At 60.5% G+C, this 26,794-nt stretch carries 22 protein-coding genes; 13 read left to right on the forward strand and 9 right to left on the reverse strand.

Going from position 1 to position 26,794, the window contains the following annotated elements; all coding sequences use genetic code 11:
- Nucleotides 1–105: 105 nt before the first annotated feature.
- A complete protein-coding gene (locus HD598_RS11650; RefSeq protein WP_183666060.1) occupies nucleotides 106–1,629 on the reverse strand; it encodes an RNB domain-containing ribonuclease in 1,524 nt (507 codons plus the stop codon).
- Nucleotides 1,630–1,674: 45 nt separating this feature from the next.
- Between HD598_RS11650 and HD598_RS11655 the strand changes: the two genes are divergently transcribed.
- Nucleotides 1,675–2,031 carry a 4a-hydroxytetrahydrobiopterin dehydratase gene (locus HD598_RS11655; RefSeq protein ID WP_183666062.1) on the forward strand — a complete coding sequence of 119 codons (357 nt, stop codon included), beginning with the start codon at nucleotides 1,675–1,677 and terminating at the stop codon, nucleotides 2,029–2,031.
- 34 nt (nucleotides 2,032–2,065) lie between these two features.
- Here the strand turns inward: HD598_RS11655 and HD598_RS11660 are convergent, their stop codons facing one another.
- Both HD598_RS11660 and HD598_RS11665 read right to left on the reverse strand, forming a co-directional pair.
- Complete coding sequence (locus tag HD598_RS11660; RefSeq protein ID WP_071893016.1) at nucleotides 2,066–2,287, reverse strand: DUF3107 domain-containing protein; 222 nt, start codon at nucleotides 2,285–2,287, stop codon at nucleotides 2,066–2,068.
- Between the two features lie 42 nt (nucleotides 2,288–2,329).
- A complete protein-coding gene (locus HD598_RS11665) occupies nucleotides 2,330–2,959 on the reverse strand; it encodes a TetR/AcrR family transcriptional regulator (RefSeq protein WP_311539030.1) in 630 nt (209 codons plus the stop codon).
- A gap of 125 nt (nucleotides 2,960–3,084) precedes the next feature.
- On the opposite strand from HD598_RS11665, the gene moeB reads away from it, so the two are divergent.
- Nucleotides 3,085–4,254, forward strand: coding sequence for a molybdopterin-synthase adenylyltransferase MoeB (gene moeB / locus HD598_RS11670; protein ID WP_183666064.1), 1,170 nt, complete (start codon nucleotides 3,085–3,087; stop codon nucleotides 4,252–4,254).
- A 24-nt stretch (nucleotides 4,255–4,278) separates the two neighbouring features.
- Here moeB and HD598_RS11675 read toward each other — a convergent pair whose 3' ends face one another.
- Nucleotides 4,279–5,631 carry a glutamyl-tRNA reductase gene (locus HD598_RS11675; protein WP_183666066.1) on the reverse strand — a complete coding sequence of 451 codons (1,353 nt, stop codon included), beginning with the start codon at nucleotides 5,629–5,631 and terminating at the stop codon, nucleotides 4,279–4,281.
- Nucleotides 5,632–5,771: 140 nt separating this feature from the next.
- Here HD598_RS11675 and hemE point away from each other — a divergent pair, with 140 nt between their 5' ends.
- From hemE to hemL, 8 genes are all read left to right on the forward strand, one after another.
- Entirely contained in the window at nucleotides 5,772–6,857 is a 1,086-nt protein-coding gene (hemE, locus tag HD598_RS11680) for a uroporphyrinogen decarboxylase (protein WP_183666068.1), read from the forward strand.
- A gap of 3 nt (nucleotides 6,858–6,860) precedes the next feature.
- On the forward strand, nucleotides 6,861–8,336 hold the full coding sequence (gene hemG, locus HD598_RS11685) for a protoporphyrinogen oxidase (RefSeq protein WP_183666070.1): 1,476 nt from the start codon (nucleotides 6,861–6,863) through the stop codon (nucleotides 8,334–8,336).
- 112 nt (nucleotides 8,337–8,448) lie between these two features.
- On the forward strand, nucleotides 8,449–9,129 hold the full coding sequence (gene hemQ, locus HD598_RS11690; RefSeq protein ID WP_071895066.1) for a hydrogen peroxide-dependent heme synthase: 681 nt from the start codon (nucleotides 8,449–8,451) through the stop codon (nucleotides 9,127–9,129).
- A gap of 92 nt (nucleotides 9,130–9,221) precedes the next feature.
- A complete protein-coding gene (locus HD598_RS11695) occupies nucleotides 9,222–10,445 on the forward strand; it encodes a ferrochelatase (RefSeq protein WP_183666072.1) in 1,224 nt (407 codons plus the stop codon).
- Complete coding sequence (gene hemC / locus HD598_RS11700; protein ID WP_183666074.1) at nucleotides 10,442–11,473, forward strand: hydroxymethylbilane synthase; 1,032 nt, start codon at nucleotides 10,442–10,444, stop codon at nucleotides 11,471–11,473. The genes HD598_RS11695 and hemC overlap by 4 nt, the downstream gene beginning before the upstream one ends.
- Nucleotides 11,474–11,488: 15 nt before the next feature.
- Nucleotides 11,489–12,340: a uroporphyrinogen-III synthase gene (locus tag HD598_RS11705; protein ID WP_183666076.1), complete on the forward strand. Its 852-nt coding sequence runs from the start codon at nucleotides 11,489–11,491 to the stop codon at nucleotides 12,338–12,340.
- 16 nt (nucleotides 12,341–12,356) lie between these two features.
- Nucleotides 12,357–13,340, forward strand: a complete 984-nt coding sequence (gene hemB, locus HD598_RS11710; RefSeq protein ID WP_183666078.1) for a porphobilinogen synthase — start codon at nucleotides 12,357–12,359, stop codon at nucleotides 13,338–13,340.
- 2 nt (nucleotides 13,341–13,342) lie between these two features.
- Complete coding sequence (hemL, locus tag HD598_RS11715) at nucleotides 13,343–14,656, forward strand: glutamate-1-semialdehyde 2,1-aminomutase (RefSeq protein ID WP_183666080.1); 1,314 nt, start codon at nucleotides 13,343–13,345, stop codon at nucleotides 14,654–14,656.
- Nucleotides 14,657–14,763: 107 nt separating this feature from the next.
- Here hemL and HD598_RS11720 read toward each other — a convergent pair whose 3' ends face one another.
- The 4 genes from HD598_RS11720 to HD598_RS11735 all read right to left on the reverse strand — a co-directional run bounded on the left by HD598_RS11720 (nucleotide 14,764) and on the right by HD598_RS11735 (nucleotide 18,272).
- Nucleotides 14,764–15,609: a MetQ/NlpA family ABC transporter substrate-binding protein gene (locus HD598_RS11720; RefSeq protein ID WP_183666082.1), complete on the reverse strand. Its 846-nt coding sequence runs from the start codon at nucleotides 15,607–15,609 to the stop codon at nucleotides 14,764–14,766.
- A gap of 53 nt (nucleotides 15,610–15,662) precedes the next feature.
- On the reverse strand, nucleotides 15,663–16,343 hold the full coding sequence (locus HD598_RS11725) for a methionine ABC transporter permease (protein ID WP_071893058.1): 681 nt from the start codon (nucleotides 16,341–16,343) through the stop codon (nucleotides 15,663–15,665).
- 1 nt (nucleotide 16,344) lies between these two features.
- Nucleotides 16,345–17,328, reverse strand: coding sequence for a methionine ABC transporter ATP-binding protein (locus tag HD598_RS11730; protein ID WP_183666084.1), 984 nt, complete (start codon nucleotides 17,326–17,328; stop codon nucleotides 16,345–16,347).
- Between the two features lie 254 nt (nucleotides 17,329–17,582).
- Entirely contained in the window at nucleotides 17,583–18,272 is a 690-nt protein-coding gene (locus HD598_RS11735) for a 3'-5' exonuclease (protein WP_183666085.1), read from the reverse strand.
- Nucleotides 18,273–18,386: 114 nt separating this feature from the next.
- Here HD598_RS11735 and HD598_RS11740 point away from each other — a divergent pair, with 114 nt between their 5' ends.
- From HD598_RS11740 to HD598_RS11750, 3 genes are read left to right on the forward strand one after another with little or no spacing between them, the layout of a single operon-like run.
- A complete protein-coding gene (locus HD598_RS11740) occupies nucleotides 18,387–18,746 on the forward strand; it encodes an MGMT family protein (RefSeq protein ID WP_183666087.1) in 360 nt (119 codons plus the stop codon).
- 59 nt (nucleotides 18,747–18,805) lie between these two features.
- Entirely contained in the window at nucleotides 18,806–22,036 is a 3,231-nt protein-coding gene (locus HD598_RS11745) for an ATP-dependent DNA helicase (RefSeq protein WP_183666089.1), read from the forward strand.
- Nucleotides 22,033–25,449, forward strand: coding sequence for an ATP-dependent helicase (locus HD598_RS11750; RefSeq protein ID WP_183666091.1), 3,417 nt, complete (start codon nucleotides 22,033–22,035; stop codon nucleotides 25,447–25,449). The genes HD598_RS11745 and HD598_RS11750 overlap by 4 nt, the downstream gene beginning before the upstream one ends.
- On the opposite strand, the gene HD598_RS11755 is transcribed toward HD598_RS11750, so the two are convergent.
- Nucleotides 25,446–26,693, reverse strand: coding sequence for a macrolide 2'-phosphotransferase (locus HD598_RS11755; RefSeq protein ID WP_183666093.1), 1,248 nt, complete (start codon nucleotides 26,691–26,693; stop codon nucleotides 25,446–25,448). The two genes, HD598_RS11750 and HD598_RS11755, sit on opposite strands and share 4 nt — an antisense overlap.
- Nucleotides 26,694–26,794 lie beyond the last annotated feature (101 nt).

Genomic DNA, 26,794 nt, shown 5'->3' on the forward strand with positions numbered 1-26,794 from the left:
TCGTGGGCTAACGTGCGAAAAGCTTGAGCGTTCTCGCGTACAGGTTCGCTGGGAGATCCTGTGAGAAAAATTGAAAGATACGACCGGGCATCCTTAACTACGTGCTTAGTCTACCGTGTCGGCCGTGTTTTCCCCGTTAGGCGCCGCATCGTCGCCCTCCACGGAACCGCCAACAACGTCGAAGGAAACCTTGCCCTCTTCAATGTTTGCTTCCTTGAGCACCACCCGAATCTTTTGGCCCACCGGCATATTGCCGACGTATTTCGCCGTGACCGGCGGGTTCGTCAGCTGCACGGTGCCGTAAGGAGACCGACCATTCTGTTTAGCCTTCTCCACTTGCTGAGCATCCGGGCCCTCAATACTGACGCCCTCAAACTCTTCCCCGACGTGGCTCGCGAGGATGGCAGCCTCCACTGTATCCATAGCGCTGCGCTCCGCCTTGGACACCAACTGGCCCGCCTTCTGCATGAGCTCAGGCAGCAACGGGAGGGACTCACGAAGAAGCTGAGGTACCTCGCGTCCGTTGACCAGGCAATCGCACAGTTCCAGCACGAAGCGGTCTACGAGACGTCGCAGGGGTGCCGTGGTGTGAGCATAGGGTGCCGCGATAGCAGCTTGCGTTGGGTCTGCAGGCACTTCACCGTCGAAAGCTGTATAGCCCGCTCCGCGGAAGAGACTCGCAGCCTGATGCATGAGCGCCAGCTGTTTGGGATCGTTCAAATCAAGTGAGCGCAAGAACTCGCCGTACTGCACCTCGGTAGACCATGGCGCTCCCAGGGCACGAGCTTGCGCTCGGAACTTGGCAACGCTCGACTCATCCGGTGCAGGCATGGTTCGGAGGATTCCCACCTTGTGCTCCACCATGATGGAGGCGGCGGCCATGCCTGTCATGAGGGAGATCTGGGCGTTCCAGTCCTCCACCGGCAAAGGAGCTCGCTGGACCAACTTATAGTGGCTGCCGTCAGCTTCCACTTCTTGCTCGGGGATGCGAAGGCTTGCGCCGCCGCGAGCCCGTTCCAAAGCGATGCGCTTTTGACCTACTTCTTTGAGAAGCTGCAGATTCTCCGAAGCTTTCCCGGAATCGAGTTCTTCTTGCACTCCCACATAGGAAAGCTTGGCGCGGCTCTTCACTTGCGCCCGACCCAAGCCCACGCGCACTACCTGAGCTGCGTCGTCGAGCTCAAAATCCCAGACGTACGCACCGCGCACCTGATCCGGCAGCAAGCTACCGGCGTCCTCGCTAATGACCTCGGGGTGCAGCGGAATGCGACCCTGCGGCAAGTAGATGGTCATCCCTCGGGCACGCGTCTCGGCATCGAGTGCGCCGCCAGGAAGGATGAAGGAGGGAACGTCCGCGATGGCGTAAAAGACCCGATATCCGCTGTTCTCGCGCCGAATGCAGACAGCTTGGTCCAGATCCGTGGAGGACTCAGGATCAATGGTGACGAACTCGATGTCCGTGCGGTCCTCTTCCTGAAGCGGCTTGCGCGCGACAGCCTCTTGGGCCTCCTGCACGGCGGCTGCAGGGAAATCCGTGGGCAGCTCGAGTTTGAGAACCAGCGCGGAAAGCGCCTTCTCCAACCGCGTGCTGTGAGCGCTACTGCTGAGGTCAATATGCTGATGCACCATGGTGTTACCCTACCGAGGCGTAGTGGCTGCGCGTACGCTGAAACCATGAGCGAGTCTGAAGATCAGCCAAAAGTTTTATCCACCTCGGCCATTATCACCGTGCTAGAAACCCTTACGGATTGGCGCGAAGACGCGTCACGACTAGTTGCGGTGTTCAAGTTCAAGCGATCCGCAACGGCCGTGGAATTTATTGCGCGCGTGGGTGCGGCCGCGGAAGAGGCAAACCACCACCCGGACCTCGAGTGGCGGTGGAATACGGTGTTCTTGGCCCTTTCAACTCATTCGAAAGGTTCGCAGATCACAACGTTGGATGCCCATTTAGCAGAATTGCTCTCCGCAACGGCTGCTGAACTAGGCGGGACCGCCGAGCCAGCGCGCTACGGAGAGCAATTCGGAATCTAGGCGTGAGGCCTACTGGTGCGTCATCGCTGACGGACTAGTGAGCGAAGCCCACGCGGCGAATCTGTTCGGCGCCAACTTCGACGTAGCCAATGTTGGCTCCAGGAATCAACACCACGCGACCGGTTGAGTCCTCGAGGCGAAGCTCCGTGCCGCCATTCGTGGCGCGGGAAGCAGCCTCGATGATTTCCTCAGCGGTCTTGTTTGATTCCAGCACAATTTCGCGGTTGACATGCTGAATTCCGACGCGAATTTCCATGACTGCTCCTAAGACAAAGGGTGGACGTGTTCTAACGCTATGTTATTCGGCCGGTGCTTCTTGATCCACGCGCCCGATTCCGCGCCAAGCTAAACGAGACACCAGATCGATGGCTGTTTCCAGATCTACCGATCCCTCTTGGTCGAGCCACGCGCGGGCCGCAACCTGGGACATCCCAATCAACGCGTGACCTAGCAGGATCGAGGAGGATTCCGGCAGGCTGGTCTGGTCGTGGACCACGCGGGAAACCGCTTCAGCGAAGGTCTGGTTGAAGTTCTCCAGACGCTCCGCAACATCAGGGTCTCGTGCGACGTCCGATTCGAAGAGCAGCCGGTGGGCTTGAGAGTCCGAGGCAACGAACTCAAAGTAGGCACCGATGGTTGCCCGTACGCGTGCCTTGTTGTTGTCTGTGGACTGGACGGCATCGAGCAGCTTGGACAACAAAGACTCCACATGGGAATCCAAAATTGCGAGGTACAGATCTCGCTTACCAGGGAAGTGCTGGTACAAGACGGGCTTAGAAACCTGTGCGAGTTCGGCGATTTCATCCATAGAGGCGCCGTGATAGCCGCTGTCCACGAAGACCTTGTGCGCGGCACTGAGGAGTTGACGGCGGCGTTCGTCCCGCGGCATGCGAACGGTTCGTCCAGTGGGACTGGGGTCGGATGACACGAGTGGGCCTTTCTGGGGATCTGTACTGCTCACTTGCATGGTATCCCGGGGGACAAGGTTACGTCCTCATCCTCGGCTAAATACTCACAGCCTCTCGTGGGCGCAGGCGGACTAAGCTGGAGGGCATGTCTGGCTTTGATCCGCAAGTGGAACCCGCCGAAACTCTGAGCTCTGCAGAAATTGAGCGCTATTCGCGACAAATTATCTTGCCTGGAGTGGGTCTTGAAGGTCAGCGACGACTCAAGAATGCGCGCGTACTGATCATCGGCGCCGGTGGCTTGGGCGCTCCCACCATCATGTATCTCGCGGCGGCGGGCGTGGGGACCATTGGGATCGTTGATGACGATGTGGTGGACAGCTCCAACCTGCAACGCCAAGTCATCCACCGTGAAGACGCCGTGGGCCAGCCGAAAGTGGATTCCGCGCAGCACTTTGTTCATGGCCTGAACCCTCTCGTGACTGTCGTCAGGCACCAGCTGCGCCTTGACTCGAGCAATGTCTTAGATCTGTTCCGCCGGTATGACTTGGTTCTGGACGGGACGGATAACTTCGCCACGCGCTACTTGGTCAATGACGCGGCCGCTATCGCGGGGATTCCACTCATTTGGGGATCGATCCTGCGTTTTGACGGGCAAGTTTCCGTCTTTTGGAATGAGAAGGGTCCAACCTACCGGGACCTCTACCCGGAAGCGCCGCCCGCGGGCCTTGTGCCGTCCTGTGCGGAGGCTGGCGTGTTCGGAGTCTTATGCGCACAAATTGGTAGCGTGATGGCCGGCGAAGCCATCAAGCTCATCACCGGAATCGGCAACCCGCTGGTGGGTCGAGTCATGATTCTGGATGCTCTGGAAATGTCCTGGACCGAAGTGACTCTCGAGAAGGACCCGGAGACTGTTCAACCGCGCGAGCTTTTGGCGGACTATCCAGCATTCTGCGGGATGCCGTCCCGGGGCGAACCCAGCATCGAGGTTCCCGAAGTGAGCGTTCAAGAGCTCAAAGAGCTACTCGACGCGCGCGAAGCGGGAACGCAGAGCTTCGAGCTCATTGATGTTCGAGAAGCAGGAGAAGCGGATATCGCGCGTATTTCGGGGGCAACACTGGTGCCACGCGCCGACGTCCTGTCCGGCGAAGTGGAACTGCCGCGAGACGCGGAGATTATTTTGCACTGCAAGTCCGGAGGGCGCTCAGCCGAAGTGGGAAGGTTCCTCATGGCGCAGGGCTACGAGCACGTTCGCCACGTACGTGGGGGAGTCAACGCGTGGATTTCCTCGGGGCAACCTGGCGGGTCGGTGTACTAATCGGTGTATTAACAGCGACTGCTATTAGCCGATGAGGCGGTGATCCACCGGGCACTCGGCGGCAGGAGTATCCACTGGAGAAGCCGGGGCCACTTCGGTTGCTACCGGAGTTGTAGCCTCAGCGCGCTTGTCTTCCACGGTGATGCCGTACAGGGTCTCGATCGCCTTCGCGTACTCATCGGCACGGCCCTGAGCAGCAAGCTCGCGACCACGCACGGTGGGTACGTGCAACAGCTGCTTGACCATACGGCGCATCGCGAATTCGACCTCTTCAGCCGCTGCGGTGCAACCGTGCTGAGCACGAACCTTGTTCATCTCTTCGTCCAGCACGCTCATGGTGTGCTTGCGCAAAGCGACAATCGCGGAGTCAGCCGAGCGCTCTTTGAGGCTCGTGGTGAATTCGGAGGTGGCGACCTCAACAATGCGGCGGGCGGCACGGACCGCGTCGGCCGTCTCGGTAGGAGCGGCCATACGAACGGACTCGAGCGAGATCAAATGAACGCCGTCCAGCTCGTCGATGTTTGGGTCAAAGTCGTGCGTCAAGGCAAGGTCAACGAGCACCAATGGGTGTGCACGGTTTCCGTCGACGGCCAGGTCTGCGGCGGAGATCTGCTGGCCGCCGCCGGAGCAACCTACCAACACGTCTGCGTTCAGAAGCGCCGGACCCAAGGACATGGCATCGAGTGCAACGCCGCCGCGGGTCTCTACAAAGGTTTCGGCGCGGCCGGTCTGCGAGTACACGGAGACGTTCTTGACGCCGAGTTCCTTCAGCAACGCCATGGTGGCGCCAGCGTAAGCGCCGGTTCCGAAGACCACAACGTTCTTCTCAGCCCAGGTACGCGAATCCAGGTCCGCGGCAAGATCCAGTGCCACGGAGACAATGGAGAGTCCGCGCGAACCCAGCGAAGTTTTGGTGCCAACATCCTTGGCCGTGCGGGAAGCGGTCTGGAACAAACGGACCAGCGAGCCTGAAGCGGTCCCGCCTTGCTGTGCCTCAATCAGCGCACGCCGCACTTGACCGGCGATTTCGCGTTCGCCAATGACCGCGGAATCGAGTCCAGCGCCGACAGAAAAGAGGTGAGCTACGGCGTCGTCATCAATTTTGGTTTGGAGCGCCTTGGTGACGTCTTCAATGTCCAATCCGGCGGCGTCGGCAACGTGGGAAACCACGGCATCGCGGGCGGTGTGGACGTCTTGCGCGGATTCGGCTTCAACGTAGATTTCGTAGCGGTTACACGTGGAGAGAACCACTGCGCCTTTGACTGGGACGTCGGCTTCAAGCACGCGAGAAGCGACCTGGGAGGCGCCTTCGCTTAAGCGGGCAACGGTTTCCAGGTCTAAATTCGAGTGAGAGGCAACGAGTGAAACTAAAACCACAGTGCCTCAAGGATAGCCTGTCAGTGCCACGTGAACCTGTTAGGGAAGCCTAATTTGGCAATGAGTGAATAACCCCACAACTCTTCGGCTTACAGGTGAACGGATTATAGAACTGAGGTTAAATTGGCGAGAATTGATTCATGAGCCTTTCTGCGAATCACCCGCTTGTTGATGGTCGTACTTCAAACTCACCCCTCGTGACAGCGTTGCGCGGGGGAAAGCCCTCCCGCCGTCCGGTGTGGTTTATGCGCCAAGCGGGCCGTTCGTTGCCCGAATACCGCAAGCTTCGCGAGGGTATTTCCATGCTGGATTCGTGCTTGCGACCGGATCTCGCCTCCGAAATTACCCTGCAACCAGTGCGTCGTCACGACGTAGACGCAGGCATTTTCTTCTCTGACATTGTCATTCCGCTCAAGCTCGCAGGTGTTGACGTGGAGATCGTCCCCGGTGTGGGACCCGTGCTGGGATCGCCTGTTCGCACCGCTGCGGACGTTGCCTACCTTCCCGAGCTCACGGACGAGGCACTCGAACCAATCCGCCAGGCGGTTGCGCTGACGGTTGCAGAATTAGGGACGACGCCGCTGATCGGCTTCGCGGGGGCACCGTTCACCTTGGCTGCCTACATGGTTGAGGGAAAGCCGTCCCGCGATCACTTGGGCCCGCGCACCATGATGCACGCAGATCCGGAAACCTGGACGGCGCTCGCTAACTGGGCCGCGGACGCTTCCGGAAAGTTCTTGCGCGCCCAGCTTGAGGCTGGCGCCTCCGCAGGACAGCTCTTCGATTCATGGGCGGGTTCTTTGGGGCTTGCCGACTACACCAAGTTTGCCGCTCCGGCATCGGCGCGCGCTTTGGATCATGTGCGTGATCTGGGCGCCCCGCTCATTCACTTCGGCACCGGCACTTCGGAGCTCTTGGTGGCCATGCGCGATGTTGGCGTGGACGTCGTGGGCGTTGACTACCGTCTCCCGCTCGATGAAGCGAACCGTCGCCTCGGTGGAAGCGTTCCGCTGCAGGGCAACATTGATCCGGCTCTCTTGAGCGCTCCGTGGGAGGTTCTCGAAGCGCACGTTCGCGAAGTCATTGCTGCCGGCGAATCCGCTCCAGGCCACGTGGTCAATCTGGGTCACGGCGTCCCGCCGGAAACGGACCCGGAAATCCTCACACGCGTAGTTGAACTGATCCACTCCATTCCGGTCGCTGGGGCAACGGAGATGAACTCCTAGATCATGGCTGAGGACACAGCACAGTCAGCGCCAGCGCAGCCGGCCATCGTGGTGGGCGGCGGAATTTCTGGCCTCGTTGCCGCGCGCGAGCTTGCGGTGCGAGGTTTCGAAGTGACCGTCCTAGAAGCTGCTGAGCACTGGGGCGGTTGCGTGTACGCGCACGAACTCGATGGCCTCAGCCTGGATGCCGGAGCGGAATCTTTTGCGACGAAGTCCACGGCCGTTCCGGATCTGTTGAAGGAACTGGGGCTGGACTCTGAGATCGTGATCCCACGGCCAGGCGGTTCGTGGCTCTACACGGTCAACAGCGAAGGCGTGCCGGAAGCGTTCCCCTCCCCGAAGCAGGGGCTTTTTGGAATTCCGGCTGACCCGACCGCAGCGGACGTCGTCGTCATCATTGGTGAGGCGGCCGCAATTGAAGCCGCCCGCGATCTTGAGCTGCCCGTGGATTCGGCGTTGCTCGAACCTGGTGTCAGCCTTGGTCAGGTGGTGCGCGCCCGCATGGGCGAGGCCGTCCTGGACCGACTGGTCACCCCTGTGGTTGCGGGCGTGCTATCCGCTCACCCTGATTTTTTGGATTGCGACGCCGCAGCCCCGGGCTTGCGGGCAGCGCTCGCTCGCGAGGGCTCGTTAGCGCGGGCTGCCGCATCGCTTCGGGCAGCAGCACCCGCCGGGTCCGCCGTGGGCGGATTGGTGGGCGGCATGCAGAGCTTCACGCGGGCGCTTGTGAGCGATCTTGAAGAACGCGGCGCGGAGCTGTTGCTGAACACTTCCGTGGTGTCGGTGACGCAGGCCGATGACGAATCGTGGCGCCTGGAAACCGGCGAAGACTCCTTTGCCACCGAGCACCTGGTCATGGCAACGGACGGGCCAACCGCCGCCGCGCTCTTGCCAGAGCAGTTCGCCCACGCCACTGAGACGGTCAACAGCCAGATACCCAGCACTGGTGCTCCGATTGCCCTCGTCACGTTGGTGTTGGACGCCCCGCTGCTGGATCAAGCGCCTCGAGGAACCGGACTTTTGGTAGCACCGGGAACGCCCGGGGTCACCGCGAAGGCGCTCACACACGCGAGCGCCAAGTGGCAATGGCTTGCCGACGCAGCAGGTCCTGGAACCCACGTAGTGCGACTGTCCTTTGGCCGGTTGGATGATGTGGCAGCTGAAGGTGCGGGTTCTGGCGCAGGTTCCGTCTCCGCGACTTCGGAAGATGAAGCACTCGTTGCCGCCGCCGTCGCGGACGCGAGTACGCTCTTGGGCGTGAGCCTTTCTGACGCTGACGTGCTGGCTTCTGACGTGGTTCGTTTCCGCGCCGGCCTGCCCTTTGCACGTCCCGGCCATCGCCAGCACATGGCTTCCTTGCGGGAGCAGCTGGAACAGCATGAAGGGCTCCACGTTGTAGGAGCATGGATTGCAGGAACAGGACTTGCGGCAGTAGTTGCCGATACGCGAAGACGCGTCTCAGCTAGCTCACAGTCCTAAACGACGATTAACAACAAGAAGGAAAGAGCCCATGAGCGATCAGGCGCAACGCCCGGAACAAGCAGCATCAACCACTCCTAGCGAATACCGTCCAACGCACGCGAGCCCGGTCATGGGTGAGCGCGAACGCGAGAACGACACCTTCTACTACACGCTCTGGACCGTGTTCCGTCGTGGAGATTCCGGTGAAGACCGCTCCGAGGGTGCAGAAGCCTTCGACACCCTCGTGGAAGAGCTCAAGGCTCAGGGCGTGACCCTGCGCGGTGCTTACGATGTCTCCGCTATGCGCGAAGATGCTGACGTCATGGTGTGGCTTCACGGCCCCACGTTTGAAGGTCTTCAGGCGGCTGTCCGACAGATTCGCCGCACCTACCTCTTCGACGGCGCGGAGATCGCTTGGTCTTCCTTCGGCGTCCACCGCGAAGCAGAGTTCGCCAAGGATCACAGCCCAGCCTTCGCTCGCGGTGCTGAGCCCTTGGAATGGCTCACGGTCTACCCATTCGTGCGCTCCCACGACTGGTACATCCTGGATCCCAAGGAACGCGGCAAGATGCTGCGCGATCACGGCATCCTGGGCCGCGACTTCCCGAACGTCCTCGCCAACACGGTTGCCGCTTTCGCTCTTGGCGACTACGAGTGGATGATCGCTCTTGAGGCCCCGGACGTCATTGACCTCGTGGACATGATGCGTCACTTGCGTTACACCGAGGCCCGCAACCACGTGCGCGAAGAGACCCCGTTCTACACGGGCAAGCGCATCACCACCGCGCAAATCGCTGAAGTTTTGCGCTAAAGATCCCGCGCTTTGCTTCCGTAATGCACGGCAGCGAAGTGTTGTAGTGCCGAGGAGCTTCCCTCTCACTAACTCGGCCCCATTCGACATCTATGAACGATCTGGAGAGTGCCTTGACCAGCACAGCTGATTACGATGCACAAGGTGTGATGACCCCTAAGCCATACGATGCGTTGTTGCTCGCATCCTTTGGTGGACCGGAAGGGCAAGAGGACGTCATTCCGTTCTTGCGCAACGTCACGCGAGGCCGCGGCATCCCTGATGAGCGCCTCGAAGAAGTGGCCACCCACTACCGTGCAAACGGTGGCGTCAGCCCTATCAACGAACAGAACCGGGCACTGAAGGCTGCGCTCGAAGCAGAGCTCGCAGCTCAGGGCATCGACCTGCCGGTGTACTGGGGCAACCGTAACTGGGATCCGTTCATCCAGCCCACGCTCGAGCAGATGTACGAATCCGGTCACCGTCGCGTGCTCATGCTGTCCACGAGCGCCTACTCCGGGTACTCAAGCTGCCGCCAGTACCGCGAGGACGCCGGAGTGGCACTGAAAGCGTCCGGGCTTGAAGGCAAGCTCGAAGTGGACAAGGTGCGTCAGTACTTCAACACTCCTGGCTTCATCCAGCCGTCCGTGGAGGGATTGAAGGAAGGCCTCGCCTCCGTTCGCGAACAATTGGCTCAGTCGGGCAACCCCGATGGGCAGATCAAGATTGTCTTTGCGACGCACTCCATCCCGAACTCGGACGCCGACGCTGCCGGACCGCGGGACAAGAGCTACCTTGAAGGCACGTTCCCAGTAGAGGAGTGGCCCGCCGCCGATCTCTACAGCGCGCAGCACCTAGCGGTGGCCCAAGAGATCCTTGCTCAGGTTCCGGAAGCTGCCGGGCTCGAGCACTCGTTGGTGTTCCAATCGCGCTCCGGGGCGCCACACATTCCGTGGCTTGAACCTGACATCAACGACGCGTTCGAAGAATACAAAGAGCAAGGCGTAGCAGGCGTGGTGGTGATGCCGATCGGCTTCATCTCCGATCACATGGAAGTGCTCTGGGACCTGGACACCGAAGCAAAGCAAACCGCGGCGGATCTTGGCCTAGCCTTCCACCGCGCACCTACCGCAGGAACGCACCCCGCGTTCGTGCAAGGACTCGTGGGACTCGTCAAGGAACGCCTTGGCCTGTCCACCGGTCGCGCAGCCGCCACCACGTGCGGCGCGTGGTTCGATGTTTGCCGCCCCGAATGCTGCGTCAAGGTGATGCGTGATGGCACCACAAAGCCCACGATCGCCGCGGTCGACGCCGAAGTGAAAGCACCAGCACTGTGAGCGAATCCCTTGGAACACCGCGCTCGCAGTTCACGGTAGGAACCCGTGGGTCTGCGCTCGCAGTCACGCAATCGACGGCCACCGCGCAGCTCCTTGAGCAGGCCAGTGGTCTTGGGTTCGAGCTCATTCAGGTCAAGACCGAGGGAGACATTGTTACCGGGCCTTTGGCCCAGTTGGGTGGAACCGGCGTCTTCGCTGCCGCGTTGCGAGTCTCCCTCTTGGAGGGCAAGTGCGATCTCGCGGTGCATTCCCTCAAGGACCTCCCCACCGCTCAGCCTGAGGGTTTGGTCATTGCAACGGTTCCTGAGCGCGCCGATGTGCGCGATGCACTCTGCGCGCGGGATGGTTTGACGCTTGATGACCTGCCAACGAACGCCAAGGTCGGCACGGGTTCGCCGCGTCGTGCGGCTCAGCTGCTGGCTGCTCGTCCGGATCTGACGATCGTGGATATCCGCGGCAACGTGCCGACGCGTTTGGCTCGCGTCTTCGGCGAAGACCCTAGTTTGGTAGACGTTGGGGTCGGTGGAGAATTGCGCTCTGACTTGGACGCCGTGGTGTTGGCGACCGCCGGACTGGAACGCTTGGGACTCGAACGGTTCATCACCGAACGCTTGGATCCGTCCATCGTGTTGCCCGCTCCTGGGCAAGGTGCCCTCGCGATCGAGTGCCGGCCAGAAACTGCTCTCAACGGTGACTTGCTCAGCACCGCTCTGCACACCGTAGAGAATCAGGCTGCCCGTTGGGAAGTCACGGCTGAACGAGCGCTCTTGGGTCACCTCGAGGCCGGCTGTGCAGCACCCATCGGTGCGCTGGGACGGTTCACGCTAGGTTCCGAGCACAGCTCGGTCTCAGTAGCAGGCGAGCTGGTCCTGGAAGCTGTTGCATGCAGCCCAGATGGCTCGCGGATGATGCGCCGCCGTGCGCAAAAGACCGTCGCCTCCCTCGCGGATGTGCGTGCACTCGGCGTCCAGCTGGCCACCGAGCTACTTGATGCGGGCGCGGCGGACATCGCCGGGCTCACTCGGTAGGGCATCAGAGTTCACATGCGCATTGCGGTATTGCGAAGCGCGGATCGAGCAGGCGCCTTCGTCACCGAGATCCGCAACAGTGGGCACACCCCGGTACTGTGCCCACTGATCGACTTCGCGTTCCCAGAAAATACGACGGCGATCGACCGCTCACTCAAGCGGTGGCTTGCGAGGGAGTACGACGCCGCCATCTTCACGTCCATCACCACTGTCCGCGCGCTCAAACAGCGAGCAATCGCCCTCGGCGCTTCGGGCGCATCCGTGCAGTGGGAGCGCCCGGCAGGTGAGCTGATCTCCGTGGGAGATCCCACGAAACGCGCCCTCGAAGCTGAAGGCTTCGGAGTTGATCGGATGCCGTCGCCGGAGCAATCCGCGGCAGGAATCCTCGAAATGCTCTCGAAGGAACCCATCCGAAATGGCGGACAGCGGATTTACTTGCCGCACGCCAATCTCGCAGACCCCAAGCTCGAAATCGGACTCAAGGCCTTGGGGTATGAGGTCGACGCCGTTGATGCTTACCTCACGGTGGATGCTCCAGCAGATCCCACCCACCGCATCACCGCCCCACTGAAGGTGGCAATGTCCGGTGCAGGCGGCGTCGTACTGGATGACAGCATCACGCTGGAACCGCAAGACTTCGCGGAAGAGGTACGCAGTGGCAGAATTGAGGCCGTGCTGTTGACGTCGCCGTCCATTGCACGCAAGTTCGTTGAACTCGTGGGAACCGTGCCCCCGGAAACCCGCGTGGTAGCGATCGGCAAGAGCACCGGTGCGGAAGCCACCGCGCTTGGCCTGACCGTGGCCGGAATTGCCGAACGCCCCGATGCCGCCTCGATGTTGGCACAGCTTGAGACCAAGAATTCTTGAACGGAGAGGAACCATCATGAATTTCCCAGCGGTACGACCACGCCGATTGCGTACCACCCCCGCCATGCGCCGGTTGGTATCCGAAGTGAAGATTCAGCCCCAAGAGCTGATCCTGCCCGCTTTCATTCGCGAAGGCATCACCGAACCCAACCCGATCGTCTCGATGCCGGGCGTCGTCCAGCACACCGAAGACACGCTGCGTCGTGCGGCCGCGGAAGCCGTGGAGCTGGGGCTCGGCGGCATCATGCTGTTCGGCATCCCGGAAACCCGCGACGCGCGCGGCACCGCTGGCATTGACCCGAACGGCATCCTGAACCGCGGCATTGCAGCCGTGCGCGAAGAAGTGGGCGATGACCTGGTCATCATGTCCGATGTCTGCCTCGACGAATTCACCGATCACGGCCACTGCGGCGTCCTTGCCGCAGACGGCTCCGTAGACAATGACGCCACCCTGGATATCTACGCCGAGATGGCCGTGGTGCAGGCACAGGCCGGCGCTCACATGCTAGGCCCCTCCGGAATGATGGACGGCCAAGTCGCCGTCATGCGCCAAGCACTCGACGCCGCAGGACTCCAGAACACCAGCATCCTGGCTTACGCCGCGAAGTACGCCTCCGCGTTCTACGGCCCGTTCCGCGAAGCCGTGGACTCCCAGCTCAAGGGCGATCGCCGCACGTACCAGATGGATCCGGCCAACCGCCGCGAAGCCATTCGCGAAGTAGAACTGGACCTTGCCGAAGGCGCTGATCTGATCATGGTCAAGCCGGCCATGAGCTACCTCGACGTCTTGGCGGACGTTGCCGAGATGTCCCCAGTTCCTGTCTCCGCCTACCAGATCTCCGGCGAGTACGCGATGATCGAAGCGGCCGCAGCGAACGGCTGGATTGACCGCCGAGCGTCCATTGTGGAATCTGTTTTGAGCATTCGCCGCGCTGGCGCGGACACCGTTTTGACGTATTGGGCGAGCGAAATTGCCCAGTGGCTACGAGAAGGACGATAAGCATGACGAAGTCATCTGAATATTTCGAGAACGCCCAGCGCCTCATGCCAGGCGGCGTGAACTCGCCGGTACGCGCGTTTGGTTCCGTGGGCGGTGTGCCGCCGTTCATGGCATCGGCTCGCGGCGCGTACCTCACGGACGTCGACGGAAACGAATACGTGGACTTGGTGTGCTCGTGGGGGCCAGCGTTGCTAGGTCACGCGCACCCAGACGTGATCGCCGCCGTTCAGGAGGCCGTTTCCCGCGGTCTGTCCTTCGGCGCATCCACGCTGGATGAATCCCGCTTGGCTGAGCTGATCATGAAGCGCGTTCCCGGTGTGGAGCGCGTGCGCATGGTCTCTACCGGCACCGAGGCCACCATGACCGCTGTGCGTTTGGCGCGCGGCTACACGGGCCGCGATCTCATCGTGAAGTTCGCCGGTTGCTACCACGGCCACCTCGACGCGCTCTTGGCGCAGGCCGGTTCCGGCGTGGCTACGTTGGCTCTTCCGGGTTCCGCTGGTGTCACCGCCGCGACCGCCGCCGAGACGCTGGTGCTTCCGTACAACGACATCGAAGCTGTCCGCGAAGTCTTCGCCCAGCACGGTGACCGCATCGCTGCCGTCATCACCGAGGCCGCTCCTGCCAACATGGGTGTGGTGACGCCCGGCGATGGCTTCAACGCCTCGCTGGCTCGCATCACCTCGGAGAACGGCGCATTGCTGATCCTCGACGAGGTTCTCACCGGATTCCGCACCGGACCTGCCGGCTACTGGGGTCTTACGGGAGCTGCAGAGGGCTGGACGCCTGACCTGTTCACGTTCGGCAAGGTCATTGGTGGCGGCATGCCAGCCGCTGCTGTGGGCGGCAAGGCCGTGGTGATGGATCGCCTCGCGCCGTTGGGCCCGGTGTACCAGGCAGGCACGCTGTCCGGTAACCCCGTGGCTATGGCTGCTGGTGTCGCGACGCTGACGCTCGCCGACGACCGCGTGTACCAGACGGTGGACTCGCGCTCTTTGCAGCTCTCCACGGCGCTCTCAGAGGCGCTCAAGGCCGAAGGTGTGGACCACTCGATCCAGCACGCTGGCAACCTCTTCTCCGTCTCGTTCGGAACCTCCGAGCGCGGCGTGCACAACTACGCAGACGCGTTGGCTCAGGAAGCGTTCCGCTATGGACCGTTCTTCCACTCGCTCTTGGATTCTGGTGTCTACTTGCCGCCGAGCGTTTTCGAGGCCTGGTTCTTGTCGGCGGCGCACGACGACGCAGCGATGGATCGCATTATCAGCGCACTTCCCGCGGCCGCCAAGGCAGCCGCTAGTGCCGTCCCGGCTAAGTAGGGCTACAGAGTTCTACAACGGTGAAGGGCCCGAGTTCATTGAACTCGGGCCCTTCACTTATGTACGGGTGAGGTACGGTGCGCTAGGTTGCGCTGTTCTGCTGCAAATTAGGCGGCAGGAATGACGTCGCCGTTTGGCCAGGTCTCTTCGATGAACTTCTTGACCTCGTCAGAGTGCAAGAGCTCGTCCAGCTTCTTGGTAGCGTCCGTCTGCTCACCGGTGCGCCATGCAAGGAAGTTGGCGTATGGGTTGTCCTCGGTGGACTCCACAATCACGGCGTCCTTCGTGGACATTCCGGCCTGAAGGATGTAGTTGCCGTTGATGATCGCAAGGTCAACCTTTGGATCCTTGGCAACCTGTACCAAGATTTCTGGCTGGTTCTCTTCGAACTTGAGCTTCTTAGGGTTCTGCTCATCCGTCAGGGTGAGAGCCGCAGAGTCATCTTCAATGTTCTGCAAGAGGCCAGCGGTTTCAAGCATCTTGAGTGCGCGTGGCTGGTTGCCTGGATCGTTGGTGATGGCGATGGTTGCGCCTTCTGGGATCTCTTCGGTGGTCTTGTAGTTCTCAGAGAAAGCAGCGTATGGCTCAATGTGGACGCCAGCGCCGTGCTCGAACTTGTAGCCCTTGGTCTTCACTTGATCGTTGAAGAATGGCTCGTGCATGTAGTAGTTGGCGTCGATGCTGCCTTCGCTCAGTGCGATGTTTGGCGTCTGGTAGTCATCGAATTCGGTGATCTCAAGATCAATGCCAGCATCCTTGGCCAAGTTCTCATCGATGTACTCGAGGACCTTTGCGTGTGGAACTGGGTTGGCGCCAACCTTGACTACTGCAACCTCGCCGGAAGCGGCGGAGGAAGCGGCAGAGGACGTCGAACCGGTGGTGGACGCACCGCAGGCCGTCAAAGAGACAGCTGCTGCGAGTGAGGCGACAGACAGAATAAGCTTGTTGCGCATTGTGTTTCCTTCAGGGTGAGTGTTGTGAAAATGGAGAGAAAGTATTGGGTGGGTTAGCGGTGGTCGACTGCGCGGGCGATGCGGTCACCGATGATCTGAATCACCTGGACCAAAACCACCATCAGGATGATCGTGATGACCATGACCGTGGTGTCAAAGCGCTGGTAGCCATAGTTGTAGGCGAGCCGGCCCAAGCCGCCGCCGCCAATCAGACCAGCCATCGCGGAGTATCCCACCAGCATGACGAGCGTGGTGGTGATGCCGGAGATGATTCCGGGGAGGGATTCAGGCAGCAGCACCTTGCGGATGATCTGCATTCGAGTTGATCCCATGACGTGGGCGGCATCGAGCTTTCCGCTGTTGACTTCGCGCAATGCCACTTCCACCAGGCGTGCAAAGAACGGCACGGTACCGATGGTGAGGGACACGGTTGCTGCGATGGGACCAATGGCGGTGCCCACGATGAACTGCGTGAACGGGATCAGCGCAACCATCAAGATGGCGTAAGGCACCGAGCGAGTGATATTCACGATGATATTGGACAAGATGGCGTGCAACCACGGCACCGGGGCGAGGCCGCCGGGGCGCGAAGTGAAGAGCAGGATTCCGAGCGGCAAACCAATGAGAATGGTGGCAACGCCGGAGATGGCAACCATCTGCAACGTTTCAAGAATTGCCGGTGGGAGGGCCCGCGTAATGCCCGGGTTGTTCAAAAGTGCTGTAAACCAGTCCACGTTATGTCCCCTTCACGGTTGCAGAGATACCGCGGTCAGTCAGGAACTGGAGGACCGCGTCGACGTCTGTGCTGGGATCAAGCTGCAAGCGCAAGTGCGCGAACTTGTTGGTTCCCAGTTCCTCGATGGATCCGGCCAAAACGTTGACGTCGATGCCGAAAGTCTTGGTGATCGCAGAGATGACGGGCGAGTACGCCTGGTCTCCCGAGTACAAGAGTTCAAGGATGGGTCCCTCGGCGATGGTCGCTGCGTTTCCAGGAAGCGGCAAGACGGCCTCAGACAGGCGTCCGCCCGCGGAGACAACCTCAGACAGGGCACCGCTTTCTACGATCTTTCCGCCTTCAAGCAGGGAGACCGAGTCGCAAATGCGCTTGACCACGTGCATCTCGTGCGTGATGACCAAGACGGTGATGTTGAGGCGATCGCGCAACGAGCGGATGAGGTCAAGAATTTCTTCCGTGGTGCGTGGGTCCAACGCGGACGTTGGCTCATCACACAGCAACACGTCGGGGTCTGCAGCGAGCGCTCGGGCAATGCCCACGCGCTGGCGCTGACCGCCGGAGAGCTGGGAGGGGTAGGCCTTTGCGAAGTCGGTGAGACCGGTCAAGCGCAAGAGGTCCTGCACCTTCTTGGCGCGTTCCTCTTTGGATTGTCCCGTGAGTTCCAGTGGGAACGCCACGTTCTCTTCCGTGGTGCGTGAGTCAAACAGGTTTGCGTGCTGGAACACCATGCCGATGCGGCGGCGTGCGGTCAACAGCTCTTTGTCGCTCACATTGGTCAGGTCTTTACCGTTGAGGGCAACGGAGCCGGACGTAGGGCGATCGAGCAGAGTCAAACAACGCACTAGCGTGGACTTGCCCGCGCCAGAGTGGCCGATGATGCCATGGATGGATCCTTGAGGAACATCCATTGTCACGCCATCGAGCGCAACAACTTCGCGGTTACCTTGACGGTAAACCTTGCGGAGATCAGTAACGGAGATCAAATCAGCCTCTCGAAAAACTGCCGATTGGTAAACAGGCCGCATGAACAGCGGACGTACCATTACAGCACCTTCGAACAAAACTAAACCAATCGGCCTATTTTGGTGTATTCCGTTCGTAACTCACGTAAATGTTGCGGAATTTGTCAAATAATGACGCGAGAAGTCGCCCTCTTAGTCGAAGATTCAACGGTTAGAGCGCCGGTTTCCCGGCAAGGTGACGGGCGAAATGTTACGCCCGTCACGCCAAGAATGTTCTAGTGCTGTTGCTTGAGCGGCCATTCACCGTCAACGACGGCAGATGGATCGCGGCGGCGCAAGTACTCCTGGAAGCTCGCAGCCTGATCAGCGGACCATTCAATTTGGTTTGAGTGCAACAGCAGGGGATCGATCTGGAGCTCTTTCGGATACTTCTCCGCGAGGCGATCCGCCACGGCGATGGTCGCGGCCGCGTCAGCAACTGAAGTGTGGGCGTTGATCAACGGAACCTGATAGAACTCGGAAATCGCTACCAGCGTGCGCTTGCCGCGGCGGTACTTATCCACTTGCTTGTCGATGATGAACGGATCAATCACGGGTCGCGGATCAATTTGGGCCACCCCGTAGCGCTCGGCCTCTTGGCGCAGGACCGTGAAGTCGTAGGGGGCGTTGAAGACCATCACCGGCATGGTCTGGAAGAGCGCGTCCAAGAACTCCGAAATTTCGGTGACCGCTTGGCGTGGATCCATACCGTCCCGCTCGGCGATCTCCGTGGTGACACCGTGAATGTCACTGGCTTCCTCAGGGATGCGGACGCCCGGATTCACGAGCCATTCGCGATGCTGCAGGATCTCCGCCTTCGCGTTGACCACCAGAATCGACGCCGTGACGATTCGTGCGGCGTGTGGATCGCGCCCCGTGGTCTCGAGGTCAAATGCTGCTCGGGGAAGTTCATGCCAGTTGTTCATGGCTCCAAGTTATCGAAGCCTGCACGTTTTTCAGAATGCCACCGCCCGCTGTGGGGATAACCTCCCCACGAAAGCGACGCTGGAAACCGAGCTGCGTCGTCGTAATGTCTAAGCGTGCAAGAAAATTACCGGGCCGCCGTTTACGCACTGGTGCGCCTGATTCCGGCGGGAACCGTGCTGTCCTATGGGGATATCGCGGAAATTCTCAGCGAATGGCCTCAACTCCGGGGAGGGCCGCGGCAAGTAGCGAAGATCATGTCCACGAGCGACGGTCAGTTGCCGTGGTGGCGGGTGGTGCGATCGAACGGCACGCTTCCGGCGGATCTTGCCGCGCTTGCACATCCGTCATGGGTTTCCGAGCAGACGCCTGTGCGTGAAACTGGGGACGGCGAGGCGGCAGTGCGCATAGCGACGGCACGTTGGCAACCGTTAGATGAGGACTTTGACGCGATCGAGCAGGCCGTGACGTTCTAAGTGTCAGCGGGTGCTGATTGAATGGAATTCAGAAACGATGGGTCAACGGCGGGGAGAAAATGCAAGAAGATACAGCGCACCGCTTAGTTCTCGGGGCACCGGGATCTGGGAAGACGACGACGCTGCTCGGGCTTGCGAGCTCGTCCTTGAGTGCAGGGATGGATCCGTCACGCTTGCTGATTCTGACACCATCACGACTTTCTGCCGGTTCGATTCGCGACCTACTGAGCGCGCAAGGAAGCGCGCAATTCGCCGAGACGCCCGTACGTTCGTGGCAGTCCTATTCGTTCGACGTCATCCGTCGCGAACGCAACTACTTTGATGAAAACGCCTTCGGCTCCCGTGAACGACTCCTCACCGGAGCCGAACAGGATCGCCTCATTGGGCACATCCTCGAGGGGCACGCGCGCGGCATTGGACGCGACCCAAAGTGGCCAGCCGATCTCGCCGAGGCTGTGCAGACACGCGGATTCCGAGCTGAGCTGCGCGAAGTGTTTGACCGTCTCTCTGAGCGCGGACTAGCCCCCGAAGCGCTCGGCGACATGGGCCGTGCGGTAGGCCGTCCCGACTGGATCTCCACCGCCTCCGTGTACCGCGAATACCTGGAACTCTTGGGGATCTCCAACGAGAACGCTTACGACCCCGCAGAACTCATCTCGGCGGCCGCGTTTATCTTGGACGGACGGCCCGAATTCTTGGCCGACGAGCGAGCAGGCCTAGACCTCATCATGGTGGACGATGCTCAAGAGATGACCCCGTCACAGTGGGAACTGCTGAACGTTCTGGCCGGTTCAGATCCGGCGCCACGGGTCGTCATGTTTGCCAGCCCCGAATCCGCGGTCCAAGGCTTCCGCGGTGCGCGCCCAGACATGCTGTCCCGCTTTGATGAGATCTTCGGCGGCAGCGTTCGCGGAGCCGAGACTAGCGAGCTTGAAGGCTCCTTCCGCTTGCCTCGATCGATTGCCGCGGCATGGGAGCGTATGGCGCAGTCGATTCCCGTGGCCGTGGGTGGTCGAGGTCGTCAAGCCCTGCGGGAAGGTCAAGAAGATGGCATCGCGAAGGTAGCCCTCGTTGATACGCCGCTTCATGAAGAGCGAATGGTGGCCAACAGACTCCTTGAAGCCTTCGTTGACGAGGGGCTGCCCTGGGATCGCATGGTGGTGATCGCACGCCACGGGCAACGGTTGCGGACGCTCTCGCGTCATCTGAGCATTCAGGGAATTCCGGTAGCGGTGCCGCCGTCTGAGATCCCACTCAAGGATGCGCCGGCCGTGCGTCCGCTGCTGGATCTCATGATGCTAGCCCCCACACCTCTGCTAACGCTGGGGGATGAGGACGGCGTCATGGACGTGGTGCGCCGTCAAGGTCTCGAGGATCGCGTGGCATTGATTGAGTCCTTGCTGGCTTCACGCTACGGCGAAGCCACCGTGATGGACGTGCGCAGAATCCGCCGCGGACTGCTCAACCGTGAACGCGCCGGGAACGGGTTGCGAGGTTCCACGGAACTTCTCGCCGCTTACTTCGAAGAGCAGGTTTTCGGTGAGCCCGGCGACGAAGAGATGTGGAAGCTTGCGGGCAACAGGTCTCGTGGCATCTTGCGGGTGCTCAGCATGGCGCGCGCCGGACTAGCCGAACAAGCTAAGCCAGGAGCCACACCGCAGACCGTCCTCTGGGCCATCTGGGAGGCCGCGCGTTTAGCGGATGAATGGCAAGAACGCGTGCTTGCGGGCGAGAAACAGGGCGTTTCTGCTGAGGACATCGACCGCGCAAATGCAGACCTCGACGCTGTCATGTCTCTGACCCAAGCCGCGGAACGCTTCAGCTCTCAGAACCCGGGTGCCAGCGCGCGCCAGTTCGCAGAGTTCTTGCTGGATCAAGACGTGCCTATGGATACCCTCGCGCGGCCATCGCACATAGCGCCTGGCGTGGAAGTTCTTACGCCAGCAAACGCCGCCGGACGGGAATGGGACCTTGTCATCGTGGTGGGTCTTCAAGAGGGCATGTGGCCCAATACGCGCTTGCGCGGAGCGCTCCTCGGTGCTGACGCCATCGCTGATGTTGCAGACTACGGAACCGAAATTCTGGGGCAGAGGACCTACTCGACTCTGTTGAACGCCGTGCGCGCAGATGAGCTCAGGCTCTTCGCCGTGGCTTGCAGTCGGGCGCGCAAAGAACTTCTATGCATAGGCGTGAGTAGCGAAGAATCCGCGCCGTCATCCTTCCTGGACTTCGTTGACCCCTGGACGGATCCAGAGTCAGCCCGGCCAATCACCCCTGTAAAGCGTCCTCGAACCCTGCCCGGCATGGTGGGGTACCTCCGCCGAACAGCCGAGGAGGCCCTCGAAGCTGACCCATCCGGTACCGACCCTCGCTCGGTGTCTTTGGTTCACGATTTGGGACTTGTCCTGTCCCTGCTGGCGTCTGCCGCGCCACCGGTGCGCGGAGCGGACCCCAACGAGTGGTGGGGATTGCTCGAGCTCTCTTCCGACCAGCCGGTGACGCCTCTCGACGAGCCCGTAGGCGTTTCGCCTTCCAAAGTGGAAATGGCGCTGAAGAGTCCGCTTGCCTGGTTTGTTTCAGCCTCGGGTGGTGAAGAGATTCGTGAGATCGCCGCGAGCGCCCTCGGAAGCCTGGTTCACGCTATTGCCGAAGAGTATCCCGACGCGCCTCGTGATGTCCTTCTGGAAGCCTTGGAACAGCGGTGGCACACGTTAGGACTTGACGATTCTTGGATCTCCCACAGCCTGCGAGTCCGGGCCGAGCACATCATCGATCTCCTCGCTCAGTACTTCTCCAAGTCCATCAGGGAAAAGCGGACAGTGGAGCATCGAGAACTTCGTTTTGAGGCACGACTTGAGGCCGAGCACAGGTCACGCACTGCTATAGTCAGTGGGTCAATTGACCGTCTCGAGGTGGGAGAGGACGGCCTTCCGCTCGTCGTGGATCTGAAGACGGGAGGCTCTGCAATCGCCAATGGTGATGCCGTGGAGAATCCTCAGATGGCCACCTATCAAGCCGCGATTGTTGAAGGCGCAATTCCGAGCGTTGGGCAGCAGACAGCTGGTGCAAAGCTCGTGTATGTGGGTGTAACGGGGGTCAGCCCCAGCGAACGCGATCAGCCCGGAATTGACCCGGGGGACAACTGGGCCAAAGATCTGGTGCTCAAGGCTGCCGAATTGATGGGGGACTCGCAGTTCGAGTCAATCCACCCCAAGGGAGAAAACGGAAATTGCCGAGTGGGCTTGATGTGCCCATTGTGTGCGAGCGGAAGGCAAGTGACGCAACCATGAACAACCAACCACTCGTCAACGAAGCATCAGTGAAATACTCGCCTCACGAGCTCGCCGCCGTGTTGAATCAGTACCGCGGCAAACAGATTTTCCCTACGGAAGATCAGGCGCGGATCATTGAGAGTCCGCTCGAACCGCTCTTGGTGGTGGCCGGCGCGGGTTCCGGAAAGACTGCGACCATGGCTGACCGCGTGGTGTGGATCGTTGCCAATGGCTTCGCCAAACCGGAAGAGATTCTTGGCGTGACCTTTACCCGTAAAGCCGCGGGCGAGCTCACGGCACGCATCAACGCACAATTGGACATGCTTCGACGTGCTGGGATCGGTCCGATGGAGGACACCCCAGTTCCGCCCAGCATCTCCACCTACCACTCGTACGCTGGCGATCTGGTCAAGGACTACGGTCTGCGACTCGGGGTTGAACCGGACGCGCGGCTTCTGGGCGAGGCCGAAGCGTGGCAAATCGCGCACAGGATTGTTCGCAATTATTCGGGCAATCTCGAAAGCGTCGAGAACTCGAATGCCAGCACCCTGACCCAGGCCGTGCTGAAGTTTTCCGGGGAGCTCGCGGAGCATCAGGTTTCTCAGGAGCAGGCTCGAGACTACTTGAAATCACTTCGCTTGCAGCTAGAAGCGCTTCCCCTCGGACGAAAAAAGAGAATCGCAGCTGACACGAAGCTTCTCGGCAAGCTGCTTGAGCGGGAAATTGTCGCCGAGCTCGTGGGCGCCTACCAACGGTACAAGCACGAACACGACTTCCTGGACTTCGGTGACTTGATAGCCATTGCGGCAGATATTGCTGAGAGGGTCCCCGTTGCCCGTCAGACCGAGCGTGACCGCTTCAAAGTGGTGCTCCTGGACGAATTCCAAGACACCTCACACGCGCAGATGGTGTTGTTCTCGAAGATCTTCGGCGACGGTCATCCCGTAACCGCTGTGGGTGACCCGAACCAGTCCATCTACGGATTCCGCGGCGCTTCTGCTGGCCAGCTCAACGAGTTCCCGCTTCAGTTCCCGCTGGTACAACCAGACGGTAATCGCGAGCGAGCAAAGGTCGCCTACCTCACCACAGCATGGCGCAATTCCCGTACGGTCTTGAGCGCAGCAAATCAGGTGGCAGCACCACTGTTGACCGCCTCGATGGCGGACGGCCGCAGTGTTCCACTCAAGAAGCTCACCGAAAGCCCGGCAGCAACGGAAGGGCGAGTGCACATTGCGTTCGTTGAAACCGAAGTCGCCGAAGCGCGGCTGATCGCCGAGCAACTGGATCTCGAGCTCAGGCCTGGGCTTGAAGGAAAAGAGCCGTTGAAGTCTGCGGCGGTTTTGAGCCGCACCAAGGCGGGCTTCGCTGCCATTGCCGATGCGTTGGACGAACGTGGGCTGCCCTACGAGACCACCGGATTGGGTGGGTTGTTGGATGCCCCAGAGGTCGGTGTCATTGTCAGCACGCTTCAGATCATCTCTAATCCTCATCGCCCTGATCACTTGTGGCGCTTGCTTGCGGGCGCGCGATGGCGTTTGGGTGCCGCGGATCTGATTGCGTTGAATGATTGGTCCAGAGAGCTTGAACGACGACGCAGCCCGCGTCAAGCGGTAGCGGATGATGCGGACACACCACTTTTTGCAACGGAATTGCTGGAGTCGGCTTCGCTGATTGAGGCCATTGAGGAGCTTCCGCGCACCGATTGGGTGAGTAGCCGTAGCGGCAGAACGCTGTCTGCCGTCGCTCGGGAACGACTCCAGACTTTATCTGCTGAGCTCAAGAGCCTGCGGCGCCACGCGCACGATGATCTGGGAGATCTGGTGCGACTCGTTGAGCGCACCACCAATCTCGATATCGAGTTGGATGCCAAACCAGGGGTCAACCACCACTCGGCGCGGAAGCAGCTTGATGCGTTCTTTGATGTGGTGGACGAATTTGTGCGTGCTGCAGATCGCCCGCGTCTTCAAGAGTTCCTGGACTGGGTGGACGCTGCCGCGGAACATGAAAACGGACTGGATCTGGCTCCGGACGAACCGAAGCCGGGCACCATTCAGATCCTTACCGTTCACTCGTCGAAGGGACTCGAATGGGATGTTGTGGCTGTCCCGTCCATGACGGCTAAGAAATTCCCGTCGATGTCGAATTCATCGCGGTGGACGGTGGGTTCTTCCGCCTTGCCGTGGGAGCTTCGCGGTGACCACAGGTCCCTCCCGCAATGGCGAACGGACGGAGAGACACTCAAAGAAGTTGTTGAAGCAGAGAAGGCGTACGCGGAGGATGAGAAAGAGCATCGAGAGAACGAGGAGCGGCGCCTCGCCTACGTGGCCCTAACTCGGGCAAAGGACTTGTTGTTATGCACTGCCGCCGCCTACTACGGTGCGGCCGTCAAACCACACGAACCCTCTCCATTCCTCTTAGAAGTGAAGGAACTGAGCGACAACACCCTGAAAGAAAGCTCGGACGCAACCTCAGTACGCGTGCTGGAGTGGCTCGAAGAAGACGAAATCCCAGCAGACAACCCTGAAGCGGGACGTGAAAGCGCGGCCGCCTGGCCTTTCGACCCGCTTGCCGGGCCTACGGTGACGGAAAGGGGACCGCAGCTTGAAGTGCCGATCGTCAAAGAGCCGCTGAACTCACGTCGGCCTGCGCTGACCACACTCGCCCGTCTAGTTCGCGATGGCTTCGAGCCGTGGGAGACGCTGAGAACTCAGCCGGGATCGGATCCTTCAAGCTTGATGCAATCAGATCTTGGCAAGGACCTTCTTCAGGAGACCCTCGCCGTGTTGACCCGACGCATGGAACTTTCGGGTTCTCGCGCAATTCACTCGGTGGGTGTACCAAAGCACTTGAGCCCGTCGATGCTCGTGGAAGCGGCCTCCAATGCCGAAGCCGCTCAACGTCAATACTTGCGGCCCGTGCCCTCGCGTCCATCAAAGGAAGCGCACTTGGGCAACCTCTTCCACGAGTGGGTGGAGCGGTTCTACAAAACGCCTGTGCTCTTGGACCTCGAAGATGTCATGCCAGCCTCGGACGAGGAATCCTTGCAGCAGCTCGAAGTACTCAAAGACAAGTTCCGGGCCTCCGAATGGTCCTCGAAACAAGCTGAGGAAGTGGAAGTCCCCTTCGATCAGCTGGTCGCAGGAGTACCCGTTCGAGGGCGCATCGACGCCGTGTTCAAACACGGAGACACCTTTGAGATCGTGGACTGGAAAACCGGCCACGTCCCATCCGGCCAGGACCGGGAAAACAAGAAGGTTCAGCTGTCCATGTACCGGCTAGCGTTCGCACGCAGTCGCGGAGTAGACCCGGAAAAGGTCAGCGCGGCGTTCTATTACGTGAACCACGGCCAGACGTTACGTTTTACGGAGTTCCATTCCGAAGCTGAACTCGAAGCGCTGATCGACACCTACAGGTCGGCGTCGACGAACTAGCGCTGGTCTGAATCCTTGGCGTTGGCTGGCTCGGAAGCTTCCGGGTCAGCCTCGTCTTCCTCAACGCTGATCTCGGAAGAATCCTCGTTCGAAATCGTCACCGGGGACTCTTCGGAATCGTCCTCAGACTCAGGCTCAGACTCAGGCTCAGACTCAGCCACGGACTCAGAGTCTTCCTCGTCAGCCGCAACGTCGGCGTCACCTACGGGGACCACAGCGATAGACGAAGTCTCGTCGCTGACGGAAGCTGCGTCGTCGTCCTCAAGAACGGAAACCGTAGGGGAGTGAGCTGGCATCTGAGGCTGCTCAATCACGCTGATCGGCTGACCGCCGAACTCGCGGATGTCCTTATCCAAATCCTCCAGCATGTGCTGGGCCTCGGTGATGGATTCCTCGTCGCCGGAAGCAATTGATCGAGAGAGCCACTGCGCCAGCGCAAACTCAGCGGCAAGGGCGGCACGACGGGACAAGTGTGGGTCGGCATGTTCGCCGCGTTCGGCAACGTAGGCGTCCATAACGCTCGTAACAAACGCGGAGTCCTGGCACGCCTGCAACCACGCGAAATCATCGGCCGGGTCGCCTACATGAACATCCGTCCACCCTGAAATAGCCACCACACGGGAATCGTTGATGAGGAAGCTCTCCTCATGCAGATCACCGTGAACCAACGTGGGGTTGAACCGCCAAAGATTGACGTCTTCGAGAGCGTGCTCCCAACGGCGCAACAGCGTGACGGGAATCTTCCCGGTCATCGCAGCCTGATCAAGCTCGTTGAGCCGGCGCTGGCGAAATTCTTCCGCAGAGTATGAGGGGAAGTCGCCACGTTCGGCAACGTCATCCGGCAAACCGTGGACCGCGGCAAGCGCGCGACCCAACTGAATGGCAGTGGATTCGCCAAGAATCGCCATGCCATCGAGGTCATAATGCGTGCCTTGCACGTGGTTGTACACAAACGTTCGCAAGGCACCCTGGCGGATAGTTCCCACCACAGACGGAATCAAAAACGGCAATTCCGCGCGCACAGCAGGTGAAAATGCGTGGAGTACGGTGAGCTCTCGTTCGAGCCGCATGGAGGCTTCTTCGTGCCGAGGAGCACGCACACGCCAACGCTGGTTGGCGTCGTCGACGATCATGGCCGAGTCAAAATCCTCGGGCTCATCTGGGATCGAGGCCACGCCAGCGGGAGTGAGGCCGGGCACGGCGGCAGTCGCAAGGGCCGCAAGTTCCATAGCTGTCCGTTTCACACATTCCACCGTAGACGTTTTCTAGCGCTCCCGTTGCGCGCTTGCGGGCGAGTCGCAGTTACTCACAGTGTTCTTGTGGGCGATGTAAGTGTCAGGAAGGG

This window comes from Neomicrococcus aestuarii (genome assembly GCF_014201135.1).
GTDB classification, from domain to species: domain Bacteria; phylum Actinomycetota; class Actinomycetes; order Actinomycetales; family Micrococcaceae; genus Neomicrococcus; species Neomicrococcus aestuarii.